The organism is Rhizobium sp. 0TCS1.26 (assembly GCF_050455525.1).
In the GTDB taxonomy this organism is placed as follows: domain Bacteria; phylum Pseudomonadota; class Alphaproteobacteria; order Rhizobiales; family Rhizobiaceae; genus Neorhizobium.
On sequence record NZ_JBCIYV010000006.1, the window covers coordinates 60,946 to 81,049 of the forward strand.

A 20,104-nucleotide genomic window follows, 5' to 3' on the forward strand; every position below is an offset into this window, starting at 1 on the left:
CTGAGCCAGGCTGGCAGCGTTAGGCTGCCGGTTCCGCTCCACAACAAACCCGTCGATCAGCCGATCGGCGGGTTTTTTCGCGTCGCCGCTTCACAGCAAAGCTGTCGGAAGGCTGATCGTTATCGGGTCTGGAGGATGGAGAAGAATGAAAAATGCCCGCTTTCGGATCTCTCGACGAAAGTGGGCATTTCTTCTAAATTGGCTCCCCGGGCCGGATTCGAACCGGCGACCTGTCGATTAACAGTCGAATGCTCTACCGCTGAGCTACCAGGGATCACCGCTTGCCGCGGCGGTGAGCGGGGTAATACTCATGCTGGTTCGATTTGCCAAGCGCTTTTTTCGAAAAAATCGTGGTGCGCTTGCTTTATCCCCATGCGCTCCCCATCTCGCTGCAACACCGAAAATAGCGCAAGGACGTTCGATACGTGGAGAGCAAGGCAGGACAGCGCAGATTTGGCATCGACCCAAGGACCGGCCGCCTGCATGTCGGGTCCTGGCACGTGCCGATGCCGCGCTCGCGGGTCGGGCGGATCGGGATCGGCTCGGCGCTGATTGCCGGCGGCGTGCTGGGTTTCCTGCCGATCCTCGGCTTCTGGATGGTGCCGCTCGGCCTTGTGGTCCTGTCGCAGGATCTGGCCGTGGTACGCCGCAAGCGGCGCCAGCTGGCGGTCTGGTGGATGCGCCGGAAGGCCGATCGCCAGCGGCGCTGACGATCGACCGGACTGCAGTGATCAGGCGTTGCCTCAGCTGAGGAAGGTTGCCAGTCCCTGGCCGGCGGAAAACGCCATCAGCGCCAGCACGGCGAAATAGATGACAGTGATCACCAGGAACAGGTAGCCGCCGACCACCATCAGCCCGTCGCGCTGGATCATGCCTGTTGCCAGCAGCAGGATGGCGATTGCCGGCAGCGTATTGGAAAACGGCACCAGCCCCAGCGGAAACAGCAGCAGCACGCCGCCTGCGGTGATGCCGAGCGCATTGATGCGGTTGACCGCCGAGCCGCGGGTCATCGCCGGCCAGCGCGGCTTCAGGAAGCCATCGATGCGCGACACGATGCGGAGACCCTTTTCCAGCGCTGGTACGAGCTTGCCCGTGTCCAGCCGCCGGTCGAGGATGCGCTTCGGCAACCAGGGAAGGCGGTTGAGGAAGACGGCGATGCCGATCAGGATGATCGCTGCGCCGAACACCGTGCTGACGCCGGGGATAGAGACCGGGATGAGGAAGGGCAGCGAGGCGAGCGCGCAGATCAGCAGGAGACCCTGCTCGCCGACCGACTGCATCAATTCGCGCAGGCTGACGGTCGCGCCGTCAATGCCGTCGATCAGGCTTCGCAGGGTGTCGCTGAGAGGGCGCGACGTATCTTGAAATTCATCCGGTTGCAGCAAGCTCTCGTCTCCGTGCCGTGTGCGTTGGCGCGAAGCAATAGCAGCCTTTGGCCGGAGCTTGAAGTGTGCGTCAGTGCGGTCTGATCAACCAGTCGACCGCGCCGCAGGCAAGCACTGCCGCAAGCACGGCAAGTACGTACGGATTGATGGCGGTGAAAAAGCTCAGATAATGCATGACGGTTCTCCTCCAACCGTTGAACACGCTCTCCCCGCGCTCCTCCGCAGCGAGAACATTCAGCAATTTATCACGGTTTCGTCATGAACGCTACCGCGGGTTGACGCCGAGGCGTGGATGGAAGCGGGCGAAGAAATACGAAGAAAATTTCTGTCGCGCAGAAGTACTTGTGCGCATGGCCCTCTCATGTTGTTATGGCTTTCCATGCTCAGGGAGGTCAATATGAAGGCCGAATTCCTCGTTATGAGTATAATGCTGGCGCTGAGTATCGGCGGAGCCTTGCTGTTCGAGATGTGGAAGGTTTCCCTCTGTCAGTCCGGCGGCCAATCCATCATGCAATGCATCGTCGAATAGCTTTTCGGCGAAGAGCCACGGATAGAACTAGAGGCAGTCTCTGAGGGTGTAGAGAGAATTGTCGGCTGCTGCTGAGCAGGCATGCCAGCTTAGATACCTCCAACCCGTCCTCGGCATCGATTTACTTCCCGCTTGACCAGCGTTTGTGTTGCGCAGATCTTCACTCGGATAACGGGTGGAGGGGATATGAGTACCATTGACGAAAGTTTGCGCTCGATCGTGGAGCGCGTCCGAACACATTCCAGTACGATGGCGACCGAGGAGGCGGTGAAGACGGCGGTGGTGCTGCCTTTCCTGCGTGCCCTGGGCTACGATGTCTTCGATCCAACGGAAGTCGTGCCCGAGTTTACCGCAGATGCCGTCGGCAAGAAGGGCGAGTAATATCTCGAATCCTAGGCTGACTAAGCGCAAAAAAAAGACCCGCCGATTGAACCGGCGGGCCTTCCGTCACATCTGCGCCGTTGCCGTTACTGGCAGTCGGAAACCACCAGCTTGCAGTTCGGGCATTCGTCGAGGGCGGCCTTCTGGGCTGCCTTCTCGGTCGCGCCGATGCCGATCGCATAGTTCACCTTGTCGCCGACGTAAGCGCCGCACTGTTCGAAGGTCAGCATCACCTTGCAGGCCTCGTTACCGGCCGACTTGCATTCGCGCACGGCGTTGGCCGACGCTTCCTTCTTGGTGGTGCCGTAGCCGACGGCATAGCCGGCTTCATCGGCCGACATACCCTGTTCGTCGTTGACGGCGATGGCGCCCGTTGCAAAAGCGGATGTCGAGAAGGCGCAGGTAAGCATCGCTGCGGCGAACGCAGCGCGAAGGGTAGATGTCATGTGAAAAGGTCCCCAAGCCCCAAAAATGGCGGCGCGAGCGACACTATAGAAGGGTTTTGATATTACAAGCGCTGCACTTGGTTAACCTTGGAATTATTTTCGAGCCAAGATTAGCCCCCAGTTTTGCAGTGGATAGTGCAGGGGTGAGCGCTCGGTTGCTGCCCCGGCCCGGTGACTTTGCGGTCTGAGTTCGCCGGACTTTGCTCGTCAGGCATGCGCGACCCACCGGCTTGGCGGTGAAAGCTCGCAGGAACCCTTGCCGACCCGCTCAGTTCTGCCAGCATGGATTGCGGAGGTATTATATTATGCCCAACTACAGGCTTCAGATTTCCGACGGACATTCCGGCGAAACGGCGATCGATGCGCCGAATTCGCACGAGGCGCTGAATTCGGCTCTCAATGCGATGGCGCAGTTCGCCTGCCGCAATTTTCCGCCCCCCGAAAACGTCAGCATCACGGTGACCGAAGCCGATGGCGCGCCCGTCGCTACCCTCAACCTCGCCTTCTCGATCGACTACGCCGAGCGGGTGCGCGAGAGCCTGTCCTAGCCGAGTTCTAGGAACCGGGCCGGGTGAGCCGGACTCTGTTCGATCGACCGCGTGCTGGCATACGGAGGGAGATCAGCGTGGCGGACATTAGGTGTCCAGGCAATCAGTCTTCCGGATAGTTGATCCGCTGACGGTTCACCAGTTTCAGCGAGCGGTCCGGCTGAATGATGTATCGCTCGCTCCACTCCTGGCCGAACTGGTCCTGAAAACGGTTGCCGACGGCGCTGCCGATCGGTGCCTTGCTCAGGTGACCCGCCGGTTGACCGCCATAGGTGATGCTGCCGGGGACCGGCTCCAGTTCGCTCGTCGTGCATCCGGTGATGAAGATCGCGATGGCCGGTAGAAGAATGCGCAGCATGAAAAACTCCCTGAGCTTGCGGGGGCCGAACCATAAGTGGTGGCGGAGGTTCCATGGGCGCCGTGGCGTCACCGGGGTGGGCGATGGCGCGGGGTGGTGGCGTCGCAAACACGAACTGCGGTCGGCAGCTTCGCGCTCAATCGGATCTAGAAGATGAGGGAGAAGGATGGAGGCCTCGCCCGGAATCGAACCGGGGTGCAAGGATTTGCAGTCCTCTGCGTAACCACTCCGCCACGAGGCCATCCGGGTAGTAAGTGCGTGTGGTGACGGGCGTTTAGAACGAATCTTGAAAGCGCGCAAGAGGCGAGAACGGCTGCGGCGACAAATTCACAGGCGGCGCGTTGAGCGAGCGGGGCAGGCGCCAAGTCATGCGCAAGAGTTAAGCGCATTGCCGAGTGGCTGCGCGGCAGCGCCTCTCTATCACCGCGAGACACCCGGAGCACCGAGACCGCAAAATCCCTCAAGTGTCGAGATCGCGCCGCGGCGAACACGACCAAATGCCCGGCACCAAAAAGGCCGCCCCGCGGGACGGCCTTCGACAGCGGGTATATGGAGCCTCAGGTACAGCGGGTATATGGAGCCTCAGGTCAGGCGGCGCCGGCGGGATCACCGATCGGCAGCAGTGCCGGGTTGAGCGTCGGATCGTTGGGGTTCTTCGTGTCGCCCGGATCCTGTGCCGGGGTCAGCGGCGGTTTTTCCTGCGTGCGGTCCGGCACGCCGGGGGCAGGGGTCGGGCCGCGCGGCGTATCCACGGGGTTGTCGGGCAGGTTCGTCGGCATGGTGGCCTCCCTTCGGTTTCGTGTGGTTTCCCAGAAGCAACCCCTCGGCTCCGGCTTTGTTCCGTCATTTGACGTCTCCGGCAGGCCGGAATTGCCGAGCCGCTGCGCGAACCGTCTTGAAAGGTGCAAGCGGCCCCAGTAAGACGAGGGCCAGATAGATGCACAGACGCTTTGACGAGGCGAACCACAATGATCGATTTCGAAGCAGCACGGGTAAAGATGGTCGAGCACCAGGTGCGGACCACGGATGTGACCTCCCATTCGGTGCTGCGGGCCTTCTTTTCCGTGCCACGTGAAGCCTTCGTACCCGAGAAGCAGAAGATCCTCGCCTATGTCGACAACGACATTCAGCTGGCGCCGGGCCGCTTCCTGATGCAGGCCTCGCCGCTGGCAAAGCTTCTGCAGCTTGCCGCAATCACCAAGAACGACGTGGTGCTGGAGATCGGCTGCGGCACCGGCTATGCGACAGCGCTGCTGTCGCAGCTTGCCAGCGCCGTCGTGGCTCTCGAAAGCGATGCCGAGCTGGCAGCCGAGGCCTCCAAGACGCTCGCCGATCTCGGCTGCGACAATGTCGCGGTGGTGAGCGGCGACCTCGAAGCCGGTTATCCCGGCGAGGCGCCCTACGACCTGATCTTCATCAACGGTGCCGTCGAAGACGTGCCGGAGGCCCTGTTTGCGCAGCTGCGCGACGGCGGACGGCTGATGACGGTGGTCGGCTACGGCAATGCCTCCACGGCGCGCGTCTACCTGAAGGAGCACGGCGTCGTGTCGGAAAGCGTCTATTTCAACACCAGCGTCAAGCCGCTCCCCGGCTTCCGCAAGGCCAAGCAATTCGTATTCTGAGAACGCACTAGGGCGGCCACGAGCCGCCCTTTTCGCGACCGCTCGTGCCGCTCCATGCGGTGACGAGATGCGGCAGTTCCGTCGCATCGGCGCCAGGGTCACCGTCCCCATCCTCCGATAAACCTGTGTATGCGCTGCAGCACGCCACCGCCGGCGATTGTGAGGCGGGCGCCGGATCGCGTAGACTGGTCACCGATTCGTCCGTTCGTGCCGCGGCACCGGACGGCCTTAAGGCAGATCGGGGATGAAGATGGCCCAGCCGAGCGTAGCGCGTGAACCCTCCATGGAAGAGATCCTGGCCTCCATCCGCCGGATCATTGAAAGCAATGACCCGATCGGCGAGGGTGAGCTTCACGGACGTCCGCAGCAGGCGGTGTTCGACGAGGAGGACGACGATTTCGAGGTGACCGACACGCTCGACGCGCCCTTCCTGTCGCAGGTACCTGCAAACGACCCAGGTCGTCCCTTTGCTGGCGAAGCCATGAACCTGCGTCCCTCGATCGATCCTCCGACGCGTGCGCCGCAGGAGCCGGCAGCCCCGGCCCGTTACGCTCCGCCGGTCGAGCCTGTGGCTGCTGCTGCGGCGCCGCAGGAGCGGACGCTGTCGCTCGCCGATGTCGCTGCACGCGTGCGGGCCGCCGCCGGCCGTGTTCCGGAGCCGGTGGCGCAGCGCCCGGTGCCGGCCGCCATGGCATCCGCAGATGTGGCTCCGACGAACCTCGCGCCGTCGCGGCAGATGCCGCGCGACCTGCCGCCGCAGCCCTCCGTTCCGCCGCTGGTGCAGCCTGCCGCGCAGACCGGTTTCGAACCTGCGATCGCCACGCCGCCGGCAGCCGTGGTGATGGCCTCCGACCTGCCGCGCGAGCGCTTCGATGTACGGGCATCGGATCTGCAGCCGCGCGCCATGCCCTCATACGAGGCAGAACAGTTCGCGGCCGAGCCTGCCGCTCCAAAGGCGGTGACTGCCGCTGCCGAGCCGATGGCCGCCGAGCCGATGCGCGACGCCGAGCCCGCCGCTGACATGCTGCCGCCGGTCACCGCGATGTCGCTTCCGGCAAAGATCGAGGAGGCGGCGCTGCTGCTGTCGGCCGAGGCAGGCGAACAGGTCGCCCGCTCGTTCAAGGAGCTGGCCGATGTCTTCAACGGCATCGAGCGCCAGTCGCTGGAGGACATGGCCCGCGACATGCTGCAGCCGATGCTGCGCGAGTGGCTGGACGACAACCTGCCGACGCTCGTGGAGCGCCTGGTGCGCGAGGAGATCGAGCGCGTGGCGCGCGGTCCGAACCGCTGAAGCTGCCGGAGGCAGGCATAGTAGGGCCGCTCTTCGGAGCGGCCTTTTTTATTGACTCGCTAGGGTCACTCCTGTTTACACCCAAGCAACGAGAACTCGAGAAACTGGTCGGAAAATGCTCGAAAAAACCTACGATTCCGCCGCCGTCGAACCGAAGATCGCAACCGCCTGGGACGAGGCCGACGCCTTTCGCGCCGGTGCAAATGCCCGGCCCGATGCCGAGACCTTCACCATCGTCATCCCGCCGCCGAACGTTACCGGTTCGCTGCACATGGGCCATGCGCTGAACAACACGCTGCAGGACGTCATGGTGCGCTTCGAGCGGATGCGCGGCAAGGACGTGCTGTGGCAGCCGGGCATGGACCATGCGGGCATCGCCACGCAGATGGTCGTCGAGCGGAAGCTCGCCGAGACCCAGCAGCCCGGCCGTCGGGCGCTCGGGCGCGAGGCGTTCATCGACAAGGTCTGGGAGTGGAAGGACGAGTCCGGCGGGTTGATCTTCAACCAGCTGAAGCGGCTCGGCGCCTCGTGCGACTGGTCGCGCGAACGCTTCACCATGGACGAGGGCCTGTCGAAGGCCGTCCTCGAAGTGTTCGTCACGCTCTACAAGCAGGGCCTGATCTATCGTGGGAAGCGGCTGGTCAACTGGGACCCCAAGTTCGAGACGGCGATCTCCGACATCGAGGTGGAGAACCGCGAAGTCGACGGCCACATGTGGCACTTCAAGTACCCGCTGGCCGGTGGCGAGACCTATACCTATGTCGAGAAGGATGAGGACGGCAACGTCACCTTCCAGGAACAGCGCAATTACATCGCCATCGCCACGACGCGACCCGAGACGATGCTCGGCGACGGCGCGGTTGCCGTCAACCCGAAGGACGAGCGCTATCAGGCCATCGTCGGCAAGCTCTGCGAGATCCCCGTCGGGCCGAAGGAACACCGCCGGCTGATCCCGATCATCGCCGACGAGTACCCGGATCCGGCCTTTGGCTCCGGCGCCGTCAAGATCACCGGCGCCCATGACTTCAACGACTACCAGGTGGCCAAGCGCAACAACATCCCGCTGTACCGGCTGATGGACGGCACCGCGCATCTGCGTGACGACGGCGAGCCCTATGCCGCCTGTGCCGCCCAGGCACTTGCCGTCGCCCGCGGCGGCGAGGTTCCGTCGGAGTCCGAGGTCGACGACATCAACCTGGTTCCGGACGAATATCGCGGCCTCGACCGGCTGGAAGCCCGCAAGCGGATCGTCGATGCGATCAACGCCGAAGGTCTGAGCGTTACCGTCAAGGACGCCGAGGGCAATGACGTCCCTTACGTCGAGAACAAGAAGATCATGCAGCCGTTCGGCGACCGGTCGAACGTCGTCATCGAGCCGATGCTGACCGACCAGTGGTTCGTTGACGCCCAGACGCTGGCCGAGCCGGCGATCGCCTCGGTGCGCGAAGGCCGCACGAAGTTCGTGCCGAAGAACTGGGACAAGACCTATTTCGAGTGGATGGAGAACATCCAGCCCTGGTGCATTTCCCGCCAGCTGTGGTGGGGTCACCAGATCCCAGCCTGGTATGGTCCGGACGGCCAGTGCTTCGTCGAAAAGACCGAGGAAGAGGCGCTCAACGCGGCGATCCAGCATTATCTGGCGCATGAAGGTCCATGGAAGGCCTGGGTGCAGGAAAAGCTCGAAAACTTTGCGCCCGGCGAGATCCTCACGCGCGACGAAGACGTCCTCGACACCTGGTTCTCCTCGGCGCTCTGGCCGTTCTCGACGCTCGGCTGGCCGGACCAGACGCCGGAGCTTGCCCGCTACTATCCGACCAACGTCCTGGTGACCGGCTTCGACATCATCTTCTTCTGGGTTGCCCGGATGATGATGATGGGCCTGCATTTCATGAAGGACGAGAACGGCAACCCCGTAGAACCGTTCAACACCGTCTACGTCCACGCGCTGGTTCGCGACAAGAACGGCCAGAAGATGTCGAAGTCGAAGGGCAACGTCATCGACCCGCTGGAGCTGATCGACGAATACGGCGCCGATGCACTGCGCTTCACGCTGGCGATCATGGCAGCCCAGGGACGCGACGTGAAGCTCGACCCGGCACGTATTGCCGGCTATCGCAACTTCGGCACCAAGCTTTGGAATGCGACGCGCTTTGCCGAGATGAACGGCGTCAAGCGCGATCCGCATTTCGTGCCGGAAGCCGCGACGCTGACCATCAACCGCTGGATCCTCACCGAACTGTCAGCGACGATCCGCGAGGTGACGACCGCCATTGAGACGCAGCGGTTCAACGATGCGGCGAGCAGCCTCTACCGCTTCGTCTGGAACCAGGTCTGCGACTGGTATCTCGAATTCCTGAAGCCGGTGTTTGCCGGCGAAGACGAGGCGGCCAAGGCCGAGGCCCAGGGCTGCGTCGCCTACGTGCTGGAAGAGACCTACAAGCTGCTCCACCCGTTCATGCCGTTCATGACGGAAGAGTTGTGGGCGCACACGGCAGCGCGTGATGGTCTGCTGTGCCATGCCGATTGGCCGCAGCCGGGCTTCGAGGACGATGGTGCGGCAGCCGAGATCAACTGGCTGGTCGATCTGGTGACCGGTCTGCGCTCCGCCCGCTCCGAAATGAACGTGCCGCCGTCGGCGGTCGCGCCGCTGATCGTCGTCGGTGCAACCGCGCTGACGCAAGGACGCCTGCAACGCCATGAGCCGGCGATCAAGCGGCTGGCACGCGTCTCGACCATCGAGCTTGCCGATGCCGCTCCGCGCGGTGCAGCCCAGGTGGTGATCGGCGAGGCGACAGCCTGCCTGCCGCTCGGCAGCCTTATCGACGTGGCGGCCGAAAGGGCGCGAATCGAAAAGGCGCTGGGCAAGGTGGATGCCGACACAGAGCGGACCGAGAAGAAGCTCGGCAACGAGCGGTTCGTCGCCAATGCCGATCCGGAAGTGGTGGCCGCCGAACGTGAGCGGCTGGCCGAGCTTCAGGTGCAGCGCGCAAGCCTTCAGACGGCGCTGCAGCGGATCAACGAAGCCGGTTGAATCACCTGCAATAAACGGACAAGAGAGCGGCCCGCGGGATCCATTCCGCGGGCCGTTTTGCGTCCGGCCGCAAACGGTTCCCGGGGGCAGCAGACCGTGGCGAGAAATGCGCCTATGTGGCCGATGTGCAACGGACCGCGAACTTTGAGTACGTTTTTCTAATGAGCGCACCAGGGCGCAAGCTTGACGCAAAAAACACCAGCCATTCTGCGTCAACGCGCGAGAAGCTGAAGAACTTACGTAACTTTGAGACCTGCATGCTGCGCTGCACCGTTGCTAGCCGGCGTTGTTTTTCAGGCGTGCGTCACTAGGCTGGCCGGGGTCACTTACCTTGGGAGTGGGAGAGATATGGTAAGATACACAATTACGAGCGGCCTTCTGGCCGCGGTCGCGGTCGGCGCGCTTCACACCACGGCGATGGCCGGCGGCCTTGAGCGCGGCGGCTACAACATCGATTTGCTGTTCGATCCGGCCACGGTGGCGGGAGAGGCGTCGGCAACCTTCGTCGCGCCGCAGCGCGAGCTGAAGAACGCCCGCGACATCAACCCGGCGAATGGTCTGGGATCGGATGGCCGCAACGGCGGAACGACGACGGCAAACGATTCCGAGAACTACTGGGTGCCGCGCGTCGGCATCAAGGCCGGCCTTGGCGACAGCGTCGACTGCATGGCCGACTACTCGCAGCCATGGGGAGCACACACGAAGCCCGGCGCCAACTGGCGCGGCGCCAATGAGAACATCGAAACCAAGGTCGAGAGCGACAATTACGCTGTCACCTGTTCCTACCGCTTCGACGCGGGTCCGGGTCAGTTGCGTATCATCGGCGGCGGCTTCTACCAGGAGGTCGAAGGCTTCAAGGAGCGTCTGGTCGTTCCTCCGACCCCCCTTGGGAACGGCGTTGGGCGCCTGGATCTTGAGGACAGCGGCTGGGGCTGGCGCGCCGGCCTTGCCTACGAGATACCGGAATATGCTTTCCGCGCGAGCCTTGTCTACAACAGTGAAGTCAAGCTCGACGACATCACCGGCACGCTCAATCTCACGCAGGTTCCCAGAGCGCTCACACCTGTCGGCGGACGCGTCTACAACGTGTTCGGATCGCAGAGCATGCCCGACAGTGTGGAGCTGAAGTTCCAGACTGGGGTCGCTCCTGGCTGGCTGGTCTTTGGTTCGGCCAAGTGGGTCGACTGGAGCCAGTTGTCGACGATCCCCTTCTGCGTCGCCGGCACCACGTCGAGCTGCACGACCGCGAGCCAGATCACCTCACTCGATCTCGGTTACCGCGACGGCTGGACAGTCACCGGCGGCGTCGGACACAAGTTCGATGAACAATGGAGCGGTGCACTGGCTCTGACCTGGGACCGCGGCACCAGCCAGGGCTTCGGCACGCAGACCGACACCTGGTCGGCGGCAGCGTCGGTCGCCTACACGCCGACGCAGAATGTCGAGTTCCGCCTCACGGGCGTCCTCGGCGTGCTGACCGACGGCTCGTCCGGCCCGGTGACGCTGAACGGCGTCCAGTATGGCGCAGACTCGCGCTACGACTTTGATGACGATCTGGTGGCGGCCATCTCCACCTCGGTCCGCGTGAAGTTCTGATCTCATCCGCGCAATGCCCGAAGGCCCGGATCCGTCCGGGCCTTTTTTCGTGCGCCTCCGGCCTAGCTGGCGCCCGCGATTTTGTGACGATTCGGCAACAGTTTCTTCAGACCATGCGACGTAGTCTCGGTGCCGGCCAATCGGTCTACTTCCCGCCACAAACGGGGCGCAGCGAATGTGTCAATTGAAGTAAGCGAACCTGCGGGGGCGGGGGCGTGTTGGGTGAATATGGGCGAATTCTTCAGTGAAATGCCGTGGATGCGGGGACATTCGACTTTCGTCGATGCCCGTCGCGCGTCGCGACCGCACATTGCAGAGCGGGACCGTAGTCTTGCCGGAAACACGTTCTATCGTGAGGCTGCGATCGGTCGCCGATCGTCGCAGTTCCGCCCAGCCGGTTGTCTGGCAAGCGCGATCGAATGTGTGTTCGGAGTACGTACATGACCTCTTATCAAGGCTCTGGCGAGCTGGCCCTACGGGCCGCGGCGACAGCGACCGTAGCGAAAACCCGTCCCGCATCAAGCACCGGCATGGTTAAGGAAGTCTAAACATGCCTCGCCTCAACATGCTCACTGTCGGGCTCCTGACACTTGGCTTCCTGCCCGGGATGCTGGTCGCGCAATCAGGCTATTGTTTTGACATTACTGCCGGCGTGACGAAGGAATCCGGTCCGTTCGACCTCTTCAAGTTCGGCTTCAAGGCCTACAAGAACGGTCAGAAGAAGGACGCGGTCGAAGCCTATCGCTACGCTGCGGAAAAGGGTCATACCGGTTCGCGCTGGGCGCTTGCCAACATGTACGCCTATGGCGACGGCGTGGCGAAGAACGATTTCGAAGCCTTCAAGATCTACAGTGAGATCGCCAACCAGGGCGTCGAGCCGGGCTCGGAAGACACCGGCTTCTTCGTCAACGCGCTGCTGGCGCTCGCCGACTACTACCGCAACGGGATCGCCAATACCCCGGTCAAGGCCGATCTCGGCCAGGCCCGGCAGATCTACTTCCAGGTCGCATCGACCTTCGGCGTGTCGGAGGCGCAGTTCCAGCTGGCCCGCATGATGCTGATGGGCGAGGGCGGTTCGGCCAATGTGCAGCAGGCGAAGAAATGGCTGAACCAGGCTCGCAAGGCCGGTCATGCGGGTGCCATGGCGGTGTTCGGCGACGTGCTGTTCCAGGAGGGGCAAACCGTCCGTGGTCTCGCTTTCCTGACGGCAGCGCTGGATCGCTGCAACAAGAAGGACTGCCCGTGGATGGAAGAGCTGCAGGAGGACGCCTTCTCGCTGTCCAACGAGCAGGACCGCCGCAGCGCCGTGGCGCTGGCCCAGCAGTTTGGCCAGGGCGACGACGCCGACTGAACGACGTTCCCTGTCGGATCAAATCTTGCTGACTAAGGCTAGAGCCGGCTGTCGAAGTCGAACGTGCCGACCACCGGCACGTGATCCGACGGCTTTTCCCAGGCCCGCACCTGTTTTTCGATCGACGTTGCAACCAGGCGATCGGCCGCTTCCGGCGACAGCATCAGATGATCGATGCGGATGCCGTTGTTCTTCTGCCATGCGCCGGCCTGATAATCCCAAAACGTATAAAGTTTTGTCTGGTCGCTCGTGGCGCGGACGGCATCGGTGAAGCCGAGGTTCTCCAGCCGGCGGAAGGCGGCGCGCGTCTGCGGCAGGAACAGCGCGTCGTTCACCCAGGCGGCGGGATCGAAACAGTCGTGCGGCTCGGGGATGACGTTGTAGTCGCCGGCCAGCACCAGCGGCTCCTCCAGCAGCAGGCGTGCCTGCGCGTGGCGGGCGAGCCGATCCATCCAGGCGAGCTTATAAGGGTATTTGACCGGGTCGTCGGAAGGGTTGCCGTTCGGCAGGTAGATGGACGCGACGCGCAGCACGCCGGATGGGATCGAGAACACAGCCTCGATGTAGCGCGACTGCTCGTCCGTCTCGTCGCCCGGAAGGCCGCGCAGGACATCCTCGGGCTTCAGCTTCGAGAGGATGGCAACGCCGTTGAAGCCCTTCTGGCCATGCGTCTCGACATTATAGCCGAGCGCCTCGATCTCCAGCCGCGGAAAGCCTTCGTCGACCGACTTGATCTCCTGCAGGCAGACGATGTCCGGGCTGAAATCGCTCAGCCACTGCCGCAGGCTGTCGATGCGGGCCTTGACGCCGTTGATGTTCCAGGTGGCGATCTTCATGACTTCCAGTCCTTGCGCTGTCCGCCTCTTTTAGCCGATGGGGCAGGCATTGGAAGCGGCAACTGCCGTCATCCACGCAAGTTGAAGCGATGCTCCGGCCGAGGGCCGGGCGGGTCATTCAGGCCGAGGAAGCCGTCAGATGGAGAAGCTGGTACCGCAACCGCAGCTGGCGACAGCGTTGGGGTTCTTGATCTGGAACGACTGGCCGAGCAGGTTGTCGACGAAGTCGATTTCCGAGCCTGCCATGTAGACGAGCGACAGGCTGTCGATCAGCACCTTGGCCTCACCCTTGGCGATCACCACGTCGTCGGCATCTGCATCGTCGACGAGGTCGAATTTGTAGGAAAAGCCGGAACAGCCGCCGCCTTCGACGGAGACGCGCAGAGCCTGCTTGCCGGTATCGGCGCTGACGATTTCGGCGATCCGCCGCGCAGCTGCATCGGAGAGGGTTACATTGATATCAGTCATCGCTTTTGCCTTCCTGCCGGGTTCAAGGCCCGGAGATTGCGCAACCGGCTATGCGCCGTGTTGCTCTATAGGTATGAAGGCTTAAATCAAGCGTCAATGGTGCTTCGCTGCGCACCTGACCTTCCATGCGTCGAAAACGGAATAGAGCATGTCGATCGATACTCGCAGTCTTGGCTTCGGCTCCGGCGAAAAGTCCGTCTATGCGGCCGACGCCTGGGCGTCGCGCGGCAGGCTGGTGCCCGAGCCATCGTCGCTGACCCGCTCCGAGTTCCAGCGCGACCGCGACCGCATCGTCCACACGACGGCCTTCCGGCGGCTGAAGCACAAGACGCAGGTGTTCATCGGCGTCGACGGCGACCACTACCGCACCCGGCTGACCCATACGATCGAGGTGGCGCAGATCGCCCGAGCCCTGGCCCGGGCGCTGAAGGTCGACGAGGATCTTGCCGAGGGTGTCGCGCTCGTCCACGATTTCGGCCATACGCCGTTCGGCCATACCGGCGAGGACGCGCTGCATGAATGCCTGGGGGCCTACGGCGGCTTCGATCATAACGCCCAGTCGCTGCGCATCGTTACCAAGCTGGAGCGCCGCTACGCCGAGTTCGACGGCATCAACCTGACTTGGGAGAGCCTGGAAGGTCTGGTCAAGCACAACGGACCGCTGATGGATAAGAACGGCATCGGCACCCACGGCCCGGTGCCGCAGCCGATCCTTGACTACTGCGAGATCAACGACTTGGAACTGTCGAGCTATGCAAGTCTTGAGGCGCAGGTCGCGGCGATCGCCGACGACATCGCCTACAACACGCACGACATCGACGACGGGCTGCGCTCCGGATACCTGACCTTTGACATGCTGGAGGACATTCCCTTCCTCGCCTCGATGATGGCCGAGGTGCGCCTCAGATATCCGCATCTGGAGCCTGCGCGCTTCGCCAATGAGATCATGCGCCGTCAGATCACCCACATGGTGGAGGACGTCATCGGCGTGGCGCAGGAGCGGCTGGCGACGCTGCGGCCGCAGAGCGCCGACGATATCCGCGGCCATGACCGCGTCATCGCGACTTTCTCGCCGGAGATGCAGGAGACCGACCGGGCCATCAAGAAGCTGCTGTTCTCGCGTATCTATCGGCACCCCGACATCATGCATATCAGGGCTGGAGCGGCGCAGATCGTCACCGACCTGTTCGGCGCCTACATGGCCGATCCGTCGCAGATGCAGAGCCACTACTGGGTGAGCCACATGGCCGGCCTCAGCGAGGCGGCGAAGGCCCGCCACGTCGGCGATTACCTGGCCGGCATGACCGACACCTATGCGGTGAAGGCGCACCGGCGAATGTTTGACCATACCCCGGATTTGGGCTAGGCACCCCACCAACCGAACCTTGACTGACGGACGCACGCGCCGTCGTTTGCCCGGATGCACCACATGAACCTCTTTGCCGATTTCGAAGTCCGGATCAAAGCCGCTCTCGAAACACTTGATATCGTGAAGGAAAAGCGTGACAGCGTCGATTTCGGCCGGTTGACGATCGAACCGCCCCGCGATCCGTCGCACGGCGACGTGGCAACCAATGCTGCGATGGTGCTGGCAAAGCCGCTTGGCACGAATCCGCGAGCGCTGGCCGATATCATCGCCGCTCGGCTTGAGGAAGACGACGACATCATCGAGGTCACCGTCGCCGGTCCGGGCTTCATCAACATCCGCCTGTCGGTTGCCTACTGGCAGCGGCTGCTGGCCACGGTGATTCGCGAGGGCACGGCCTATGGCCGCTCGGGCGTCGGGCAGGGCAGGAAGGTCAATGTCGAATTCGTCTCGGCCAACCCGACCGGCCCCATGCATGTCGGCCATTGCCGCGGTGCGGTCGTCGGCGATGCACTGGCGAACCTCATGGGCTTTGCCGGCTACGAGGTGACCAAGGAATACTACATCAACGATGCCGGCAGCCAGATCGACGTGCTGGCGCGTTCGGTGTTCCTGCGCTACCGAGAGGCCCTCGGCGAGAATATCGGCGAGATCCCGGCCGGCCTCTACCCGGGCGACTATCTCGTGCCGGTCGGCCAGGCGCTGGCCAAGGAATTCGGCACGCGGCTGCACAACAAGCCGGTGGACGAGTGGATGCCGCTGGTCAAGGAACGCGCAATCGACGCCATGATGGCGATGATCCGCGAGGATCTCGAGGCATTGAACGTCCACCACGACGTGTTCTTCTCCGAGCGCACGCTGCATGCCGATGGCGCTGCCCGTATCCGCCAGGCGATCAACGACCTGACATTCAAGGGACATGTCTACCGCGGCACGCTGCCGCCGCCGAAGGGCCAACTGCCCGAGGATTGGGAAGACCGCGAGCAGACGCTGTTCCGTTCGACCGATGTCGGCGATGACATCGACCGGCCGCTGATCAAGTCCGACGGAAGCTACACCTACTTCGCCGCCGACGTTGCCTATTTCAAGGACAAGTTCGACCGCGGCTACGACGAGATGATCTACGTGCTCGGTGCCGATCATGGCGGCTACGTCAAGCGGCTGGAAGCGGTGGCGCGCGCCGTGTCCGGAGGCGCTGCGAAGCTGACGGTGCTGCTCTGCCAGCTGGTCAAGCTCTACCGCAACGGCGAGCCCGTGAAGATGTCGAAGCGCTCGGGCGATTTCGTCACGCTGCGCGACGTGGTGGAAGAGGTCGGCCGCGATTCGGTCCGTTTCATGATGCTGTACCGGAAGAGCTCGGAGCCGCTGGACTTCGACTTCGCCAAGGTGACGGAACAGTCGAAGGACAATCCGGTCTTCTACGTGCAGTACGCGCATGCCCGCTGCATGTCGGTCTTCCGGCAGGCGAAGGAGGCGTTTCCGGACCTCGACATCGAATCACTCGACCTGGCGGCGGCGGCCGGCGACATCATCGACCCGACCGAAATCCAGCTGGTGGCGAAGCTTGCCGAGTATCCGCGGCTGATCGAGGCCGCGGCACTGTCTCAGGAGCCACACCGGCTTGCTTTTTACCTCTATGATCTGGCAAGCTCCTTCCATGCGCACTGGAATAAGGGCAAAGACAACCCTGACTTACGGTTTGTTAAGGATAACGACCGAAAATCCAGTATCGCCAGGCTTGGGCTGGTGCGCGCCGTCGCGTCTGTTTTGAAATCCGGATTGGCCATAACTGGCACAGCAGCTCCGGACGAGATGCGGTAAAAGCGCCACCATTTACCCATAATGCGCTGGCAATGACTGTGTTAGCGTAGGTAAGTGGACGAGGGTATGGCAGACAACAGCGTTGCACTTGGCCGCAACAGCGGACCGGATTTCTTCGCCGACGACGATCCGTTGGCAGAACTGGCACGCATTGCGGGCTTCGAGGAGCGGCCGGGGAACCGGCCGTATGACGCCGCACCTGCGCGGCGAGAGCCGGCCTTCAATCTCGAAGATGAACTGCTGCACGAGCTGGAGCACTTCGATTCGCCGCACCTCGATCCGGTTGCCGACATTCCCGTTGCTCCGCTATTGCCCGTTGCTCCGCTGGCGCCTGTTGCTGCCCGTGCTGCACCTGTCGCGCCGCCTGTGGAACGTGATCCCTTCGCGGACGACGAGCCGGAAGCTCCCCGCTCGGAGCCGCTGTTCATGGCACGCCCGGCAACGCCGGTGACGCAGGCTCCTGTCCAGCCCGACTATAGCGATCTGTCGAGCCTGTCGGCTGACCGCCAGCCGATGCCGGTTGCTGTCGCTGCACCGCGCGGCGGCTTCGACGTGGACCTGATCTCCGAACTCGAAGGCTCGATTGCCGCGCCCGCCGTCGCGCCGGCACCCAAGTCGGGTCGTCCTCCGGCGCGCGCCTACGAGCCCGGCTTCCGGATGCCGATCGCCAACTTCAACCTCGCCCAGACGCGGGTCGAGCCCGGCATGACCGCATCCGCGGCGTCTTCCGCCCCGTCGATCATGCCCGAATCACCGGCGCTCGCAGCCCAGCTCGCTTCGTCCGTCCAGTCGCTCGGCCCGATGGTGGAGCCGGTTCCGGCCGCCATCCAGGCGCCGCCGCTGTCGGCAGATACGTGGGAGAATGATTTCGATCTCGGTGCGGCGATGGAAGCCGAGCTGAGTGTCGATCAGCCGGCGCCGGTCGTGCAGCCTATCAATGAGCGTCGCGAACCGGTGGCGCCCATGGTGCCCGTTGCCGCGAGATCTGAAGAAGTCGCTCCGGACCAGGCGACTTTCTCGGCGCAGCCGGAGCCCGCCTACGACGTCGACCACTACAGCGTGTCGCAGAAGCCGGCGACGATGTCGGCGCCTGTTATCGGCAATCGGTCCGACGTCATGACTGCGCCAATGCCTGTCGCAGCACCGGTCACGGCGCCAGTCGCAGCAATGGCTCCGCGGCCTGTCGCCGCCGATCTGGCGGATGACGAATTTGAACTTGCCCTGGACGATCTGGAACTCGATTTCTCCGACCTGATGATCGACGAGCCGATGGTCGCCTCTCCGGTGGTCCATCCGGCACCCCGCGCGGTCGAGCCGTCTTACGGGACCGAGCCCGTGACTGCTCCTTCGGTCGCGGTCGAAAAGCCGGCCCCGGTTGCCGCATCGGTCAGCCCGTCGGTTCCGCCGTTCCTCGCCACCGCGCGGTCTGCCGCGCCGGTTGCCGTCGCACAGGCTCCGGCCGCTGCTGCTGCAATAGCCGAGCACCATGTGGTTCCCGATCCTTTCGCTCTGGACAGCGATGCCTTCGATCCGGCGCTGCTGGCGGAAGCCGAAGATATGCCGGAAGCGGTTGCCGATCTCAACGTCCCGGAAATCCCGGTGCACGAGCCCGAGCAGCCGGTCGCGCCGCAGCACGACTACGACCTCGATCTCGACGCGGAGCTAGCGAGCTTCCTTGAGACGGCACTTCCAGCCTCCACGGCTACCTCGGCACCGACGACGCAGCCGGCGCGCGCCACGGCACAGCCGGCGGTGACGGAAACCAAGTCGTTCAATGATGGTCTGGACGAGTTCGAACGGGCGCTGGAGGAAGATTTCCGCCGTAGCCTGTCGACGCCGCTGATGCGCAAGACGCTCGACGAGCAGGTCGAGACAGAGGACGCTTACGCCGCGCCGCGCCGCTCGTTGGGCTCCTGGATGATGCCGCTGTCGGTCGCCGGCTTCGTCGGTATTGCCGGCCTGTCCTTCTACGCCTGGTATGCGAGCGAGGGCGGTCGCCTTGGTGGCGACGGCGCTCCGGTGGTCATCGCCGCCGATACCGATCCGATCAAGGTCGTGCCGGAAAACCCGGGTGGCAAGACCGTGCCCAACCAGGACAAGGCGGTCTACGACCGTGTCGCCAGCGGATCGCTGGGCGATCCGAAGCAGGCGGCGTTGATTTCTTCCGACGAACAGCCGGTCGACGTTGTGCAGAAGACGCTGGTGCCGGAAAGCTTCTCGCTGGAAGGCGAAGACGAAGCAGGCGAGGGCGTGACGCAGGTGGCGGACACGCAGGATCCGCGCCTGATGCCGGACCAGGTGGAAGCATCCGGAAAGCCGGGCGAACATGATCAACTCGCCGTCATGCCGCGCCGCGTAAAGACGATGATCGTCCGTCCGGATGGCACGCTGGTCGAGCAGGTAACCGAGGTTCCGGCCGCAACCGCCGCGACGGCCGCCGTGCGCGCCGAAAAGATACCGGCGGCTCCGACACTCGCCGAGCCGACGCAGACCGCGAGCACTTCGCAGATTGCCACCGTCAGCGATCATCCGGCGACCCAGCTGTCGGATGTCAACGTGGCGAAGACGACGGCGCTGACCGGCGCCGCAGCGCCTGCAGTGACCGCCGGCACGACGACACCGAAGGGCACGCCCGTGCCAAGCGCCCGGCCGGCCGAACAGCCGGTCCGTGTGGTTGCCGCCGTCAGCGAACAGGGCAATGTCCAGAACGGCACGCGTCCGACGGCGCAGGCGCCGCTCGCCCCGGCAGCAGCAGCTCCGGCAGCCGTGCAGACGGCATCGCTCCAGCCGCAGAAGCCTGCCGCAAGCAGCGCGGCCGGTGGCTACTTCATTCAGATCGCCTCGCTTCCCTCGGAAGCCGATGCGCAGAAGTCGTACCGCAACCTGTCGTCGAAGTTCTCCGGCGTCATCGGTGGACGCGGCGTCGATATCGCCAGGGCCGACGTTGCCGGCAAGGGCACCTTCTACCGCGTCCGCATCCCGGCCGGATCCAAGGACGAGGCCGCGGCGATGTGCGAGAAGTACCGCTCGGCCGGTGGCACCTGCCTGATCGCCCGCTGAGGACTGACGACGCTT

18 protein-coding genes and 2 tRNA genes are annotated in these 20,104 nt (G+C 63.6%); 12 read left to right on the forward strand and 8 right to left on the reverse strand.

The annotated features are described in order from the left end of the window. Nucleotides 1-199: 199 nt before the first annotated feature. A tRNA-Asn gene (locus AAIH46_RS21050) sits at nucleotides 200-274 on the reverse strand. 232 nt (nucleotides 275-506) lie between these two features. Between AAIH46_RS21050 and AAIH46_RS21055 the strand changes: the two genes are divergently transcribed. Continuing rightward, complete coding sequence (locus tag AAIH46_RS21055; RefSeq protein WP_430308086.1) at nucleotides 507-710, forward strand: hypothetical protein; 204 nt, start codon at nucleotides 507-509, stop codon at nucleotides 708-710. Between the two features lie 33 nt (nucleotides 711-743). On the opposite strand, the gene AAIH46_RS21060 is transcribed toward AAIH46_RS21055, so the two are convergent. Further along, a complete protein-coding gene (locus tag AAIH46_RS21060; RefSeq protein WP_430308025.1) occupies nucleotides 744-1,385 on the reverse strand; it encodes an exopolysaccharide biosynthesis protein in 642 nt (213 codons plus the stop codon). A gap of 397 nt (nucleotides 1,386-1,782) precedes the next feature. Here AAIH46_RS21060 and AAIH46_RS21065 point away from each other — a divergent pair, with 397 nt between their 5' ends. Next, nucleotides 1,783-1,914 carry a hypothetical protein gene (locus tag AAIH46_RS21065; RefSeq protein WP_430308026.1) on the forward strand — a complete coding sequence of 44 codons (132 nt, stop codon included), beginning with the start codon at nucleotides 1,783-1,785 and terminating at the stop codon, nucleotides 1,912-1,914. 186 nt (nucleotides 1,915-2,100) lie between these two features. Continuing rightward, nucleotides 2,101-2,295, forward strand: a complete 195-nt coding sequence (locus tag AAIH46_RS21070; protein WP_430308027.1) for a hypothetical protein — start codon at nucleotides 2,101-2,103, stop codon at nucleotides 2,293-2,295. 86 nt (nucleotides 2,296-2,381) lie between these two features. Here AAIH46_RS21070 and AAIH46_RS21075 read toward each other — a convergent pair whose 3' ends face one another. Beyond that, nucleotides 2,382-2,741, reverse strand: coding sequence for a DUF4189 domain-containing protein (locus AAIH46_RS21075; protein ID WP_430308028.1), 360 nt, complete (start codon nucleotides 2,739-2,741; stop codon nucleotides 2,382-2,384). Nucleotides 2,742-3,046: 305 nt separating this feature from the next. Between AAIH46_RS21075 and AAIH46_RS21080 the strand changes: the two genes are divergently transcribed. Then, nucleotides 3,047-3,289 (forward strand): DUF6894 family protein, encoded by a 243-nt coding sequence (locus AAIH46_RS21080; RefSeq protein ID WP_430308029.1) that lies wholly within the window; start codon nucleotides 3,047-3,049, stop codon nucleotides 3,287-3,289. A gap of 103 nt (nucleotides 3,290-3,392) precedes the next feature. Here AAIH46_RS21080 and AAIH46_RS21085 read toward each other — a convergent pair whose 3' ends face one another. From AAIH46_RS21085 to AAIH46_RS21095, 3 genes are all read right to left on the reverse strand, one after another. Then, entirely contained in the window at nucleotides 3,393-3,644 is a 252-nt protein-coding gene (locus AAIH46_RS21085) for a hypothetical protein (RefSeq protein ID WP_430308087.1), read from the reverse strand. Between the two features lie 170 nt (nucleotides 3,645-3,814). Beyond that, nucleotides 3,815-3,888 (reverse strand) — tRNA-Cys (locus tag AAIH46_RS21090). A 346-nt stretch (nucleotides 3,889-4,234) separates the two neighbouring features. Beyond that, nucleotides 4,235-4,426 (reverse strand): hypothetical protein, encoded by a 192-nt coding sequence (locus AAIH46_RS21095; protein ID WP_430308030.1) that lies wholly within the window; start codon nucleotides 4,424-4,426, stop codon nucleotides 4,235-4,237. A gap of 189 nt (nucleotides 4,427-4,615) precedes the next feature. On the opposite strand from AAIH46_RS21095, the gene AAIH46_RS21100 reads away from it, so the two are divergent. The 5 genes from AAIH46_RS21100 to exoR all read left to right on the forward strand — a co-directional run bounded on the left by AAIH46_RS21100 (nucleotide 4,616) and on the right by exoR (nucleotide 12,538). Continuing rightward, nucleotides 4,616-5,269, forward strand: a complete 654-nt coding sequence (locus tag AAIH46_RS21100; protein ID WP_430308031.1) for a protein-L-isoaspartate O-methyltransferase family protein — start codon at nucleotides 4,616-4,618, stop codon at nucleotides 5,267-5,269. Between the two features lie 250 nt (nucleotides 5,270-5,519). Then, nucleotides 5,520-6,560, forward strand: a complete 1,041-nt coding sequence (locus AAIH46_RS21105) for a PopZ family protein (protein WP_430308032.1) — start codon at nucleotides 5,520-5,522, stop codon at nucleotides 6,558-6,560. Between the two features lie 115 nt (nucleotides 6,561-6,675). Then, nucleotides 6,676-9,591, forward strand: a complete 2,916-nt coding sequence (locus AAIH46_RS21110; RefSeq protein ID WP_430308033.1) for a valine--tRNA ligase — start codon at nucleotides 6,676-6,678, stop codon at nucleotides 9,589-9,591. Nucleotides 9,592-9,939: 348 nt separating this feature from the next. Continuing rightward, a complete protein-coding gene (locus AAIH46_RS21115) occupies nucleotides 9,940-11,187 on the forward strand; it encodes an OmpP1/FadL family transporter (RefSeq protein ID WP_430308034.1) in 1,248 nt (415 codons plus the stop codon). Nucleotides 11,188-11,752: 565 nt separating this feature from the next. Continuing rightward, entirely contained in the window at nucleotides 11,753-12,538 is a 786-nt protein-coding gene (gene exoR / locus AAIH46_RS21120) for an exopolysaccharide production regulator ExoR (protein WP_430308088.1), read from the forward strand. A gap of 38 nt (nucleotides 12,539-12,576) precedes the next feature. Here exoR and xth read toward each other — a convergent pair whose 3' ends face one another. Together xth and erpA are read right to left on the reverse strand one after the other, a co-directional pair. Further along, on the reverse strand, nucleotides 12,577-13,374 hold the full coding sequence (gene xth, locus AAIH46_RS21125; RefSeq protein WP_430308035.1) for an exodeoxyribonuclease III: 798 nt from the start codon (nucleotides 13,372-13,374) through the stop codon (nucleotides 12,577-12,579). 135 nt (nucleotides 13,375-13,509) lie between these two features. After that, entirely contained in the window at nucleotides 13,510-13,842 is a 333-nt protein-coding gene (gene erpA, locus AAIH46_RS21130) for an iron-sulfur cluster insertion protein ErpA (RefSeq protein WP_430308036.1), read from the reverse strand. A gap of 148 nt (nucleotides 13,843-13,990) precedes the next feature. Between erpA and AAIH46_RS21135 the strand changes: the two genes are divergently transcribed. The 3 genes from AAIH46_RS21135 to AAIH46_RS21145 all read left to right on the forward strand — a co-directional run bounded on the left by AAIH46_RS21135 (nucleotide 13,991) and on the right by AAIH46_RS21145 (nucleotide 20,089). Continuing rightward, entirely contained in the window at nucleotides 13,991-15,208 is a 1,218-nt protein-coding gene (locus AAIH46_RS21135) for a deoxyguanosinetriphosphate triphosphohydrolase (RefSeq protein WP_430308037.1), read from the forward strand. Nucleotides 15,209-15,271: 63 nt separating this feature from the next. Then, nucleotides 15,272-17,029 (forward strand): arginine--tRNA ligase, encoded by a 1,758-nt coding sequence (gene argS, locus AAIH46_RS21140; protein WP_430308038.1) that lies wholly within the window; start codon nucleotides 15,272-15,274, stop codon nucleotides 17,027-17,029. 66 nt (nucleotides 17,030-17,095) lie between these two features. Continuing rightward, a complete protein-coding gene (locus AAIH46_RS21145) occupies nucleotides 17,096-20,089 on the forward strand; it encodes an SPOR domain-containing protein (protein WP_430308039.1) in 2,994 nt (997 codons plus the stop codon). Nucleotides 20,090-20,104 lie beyond the last annotated feature (15 nt).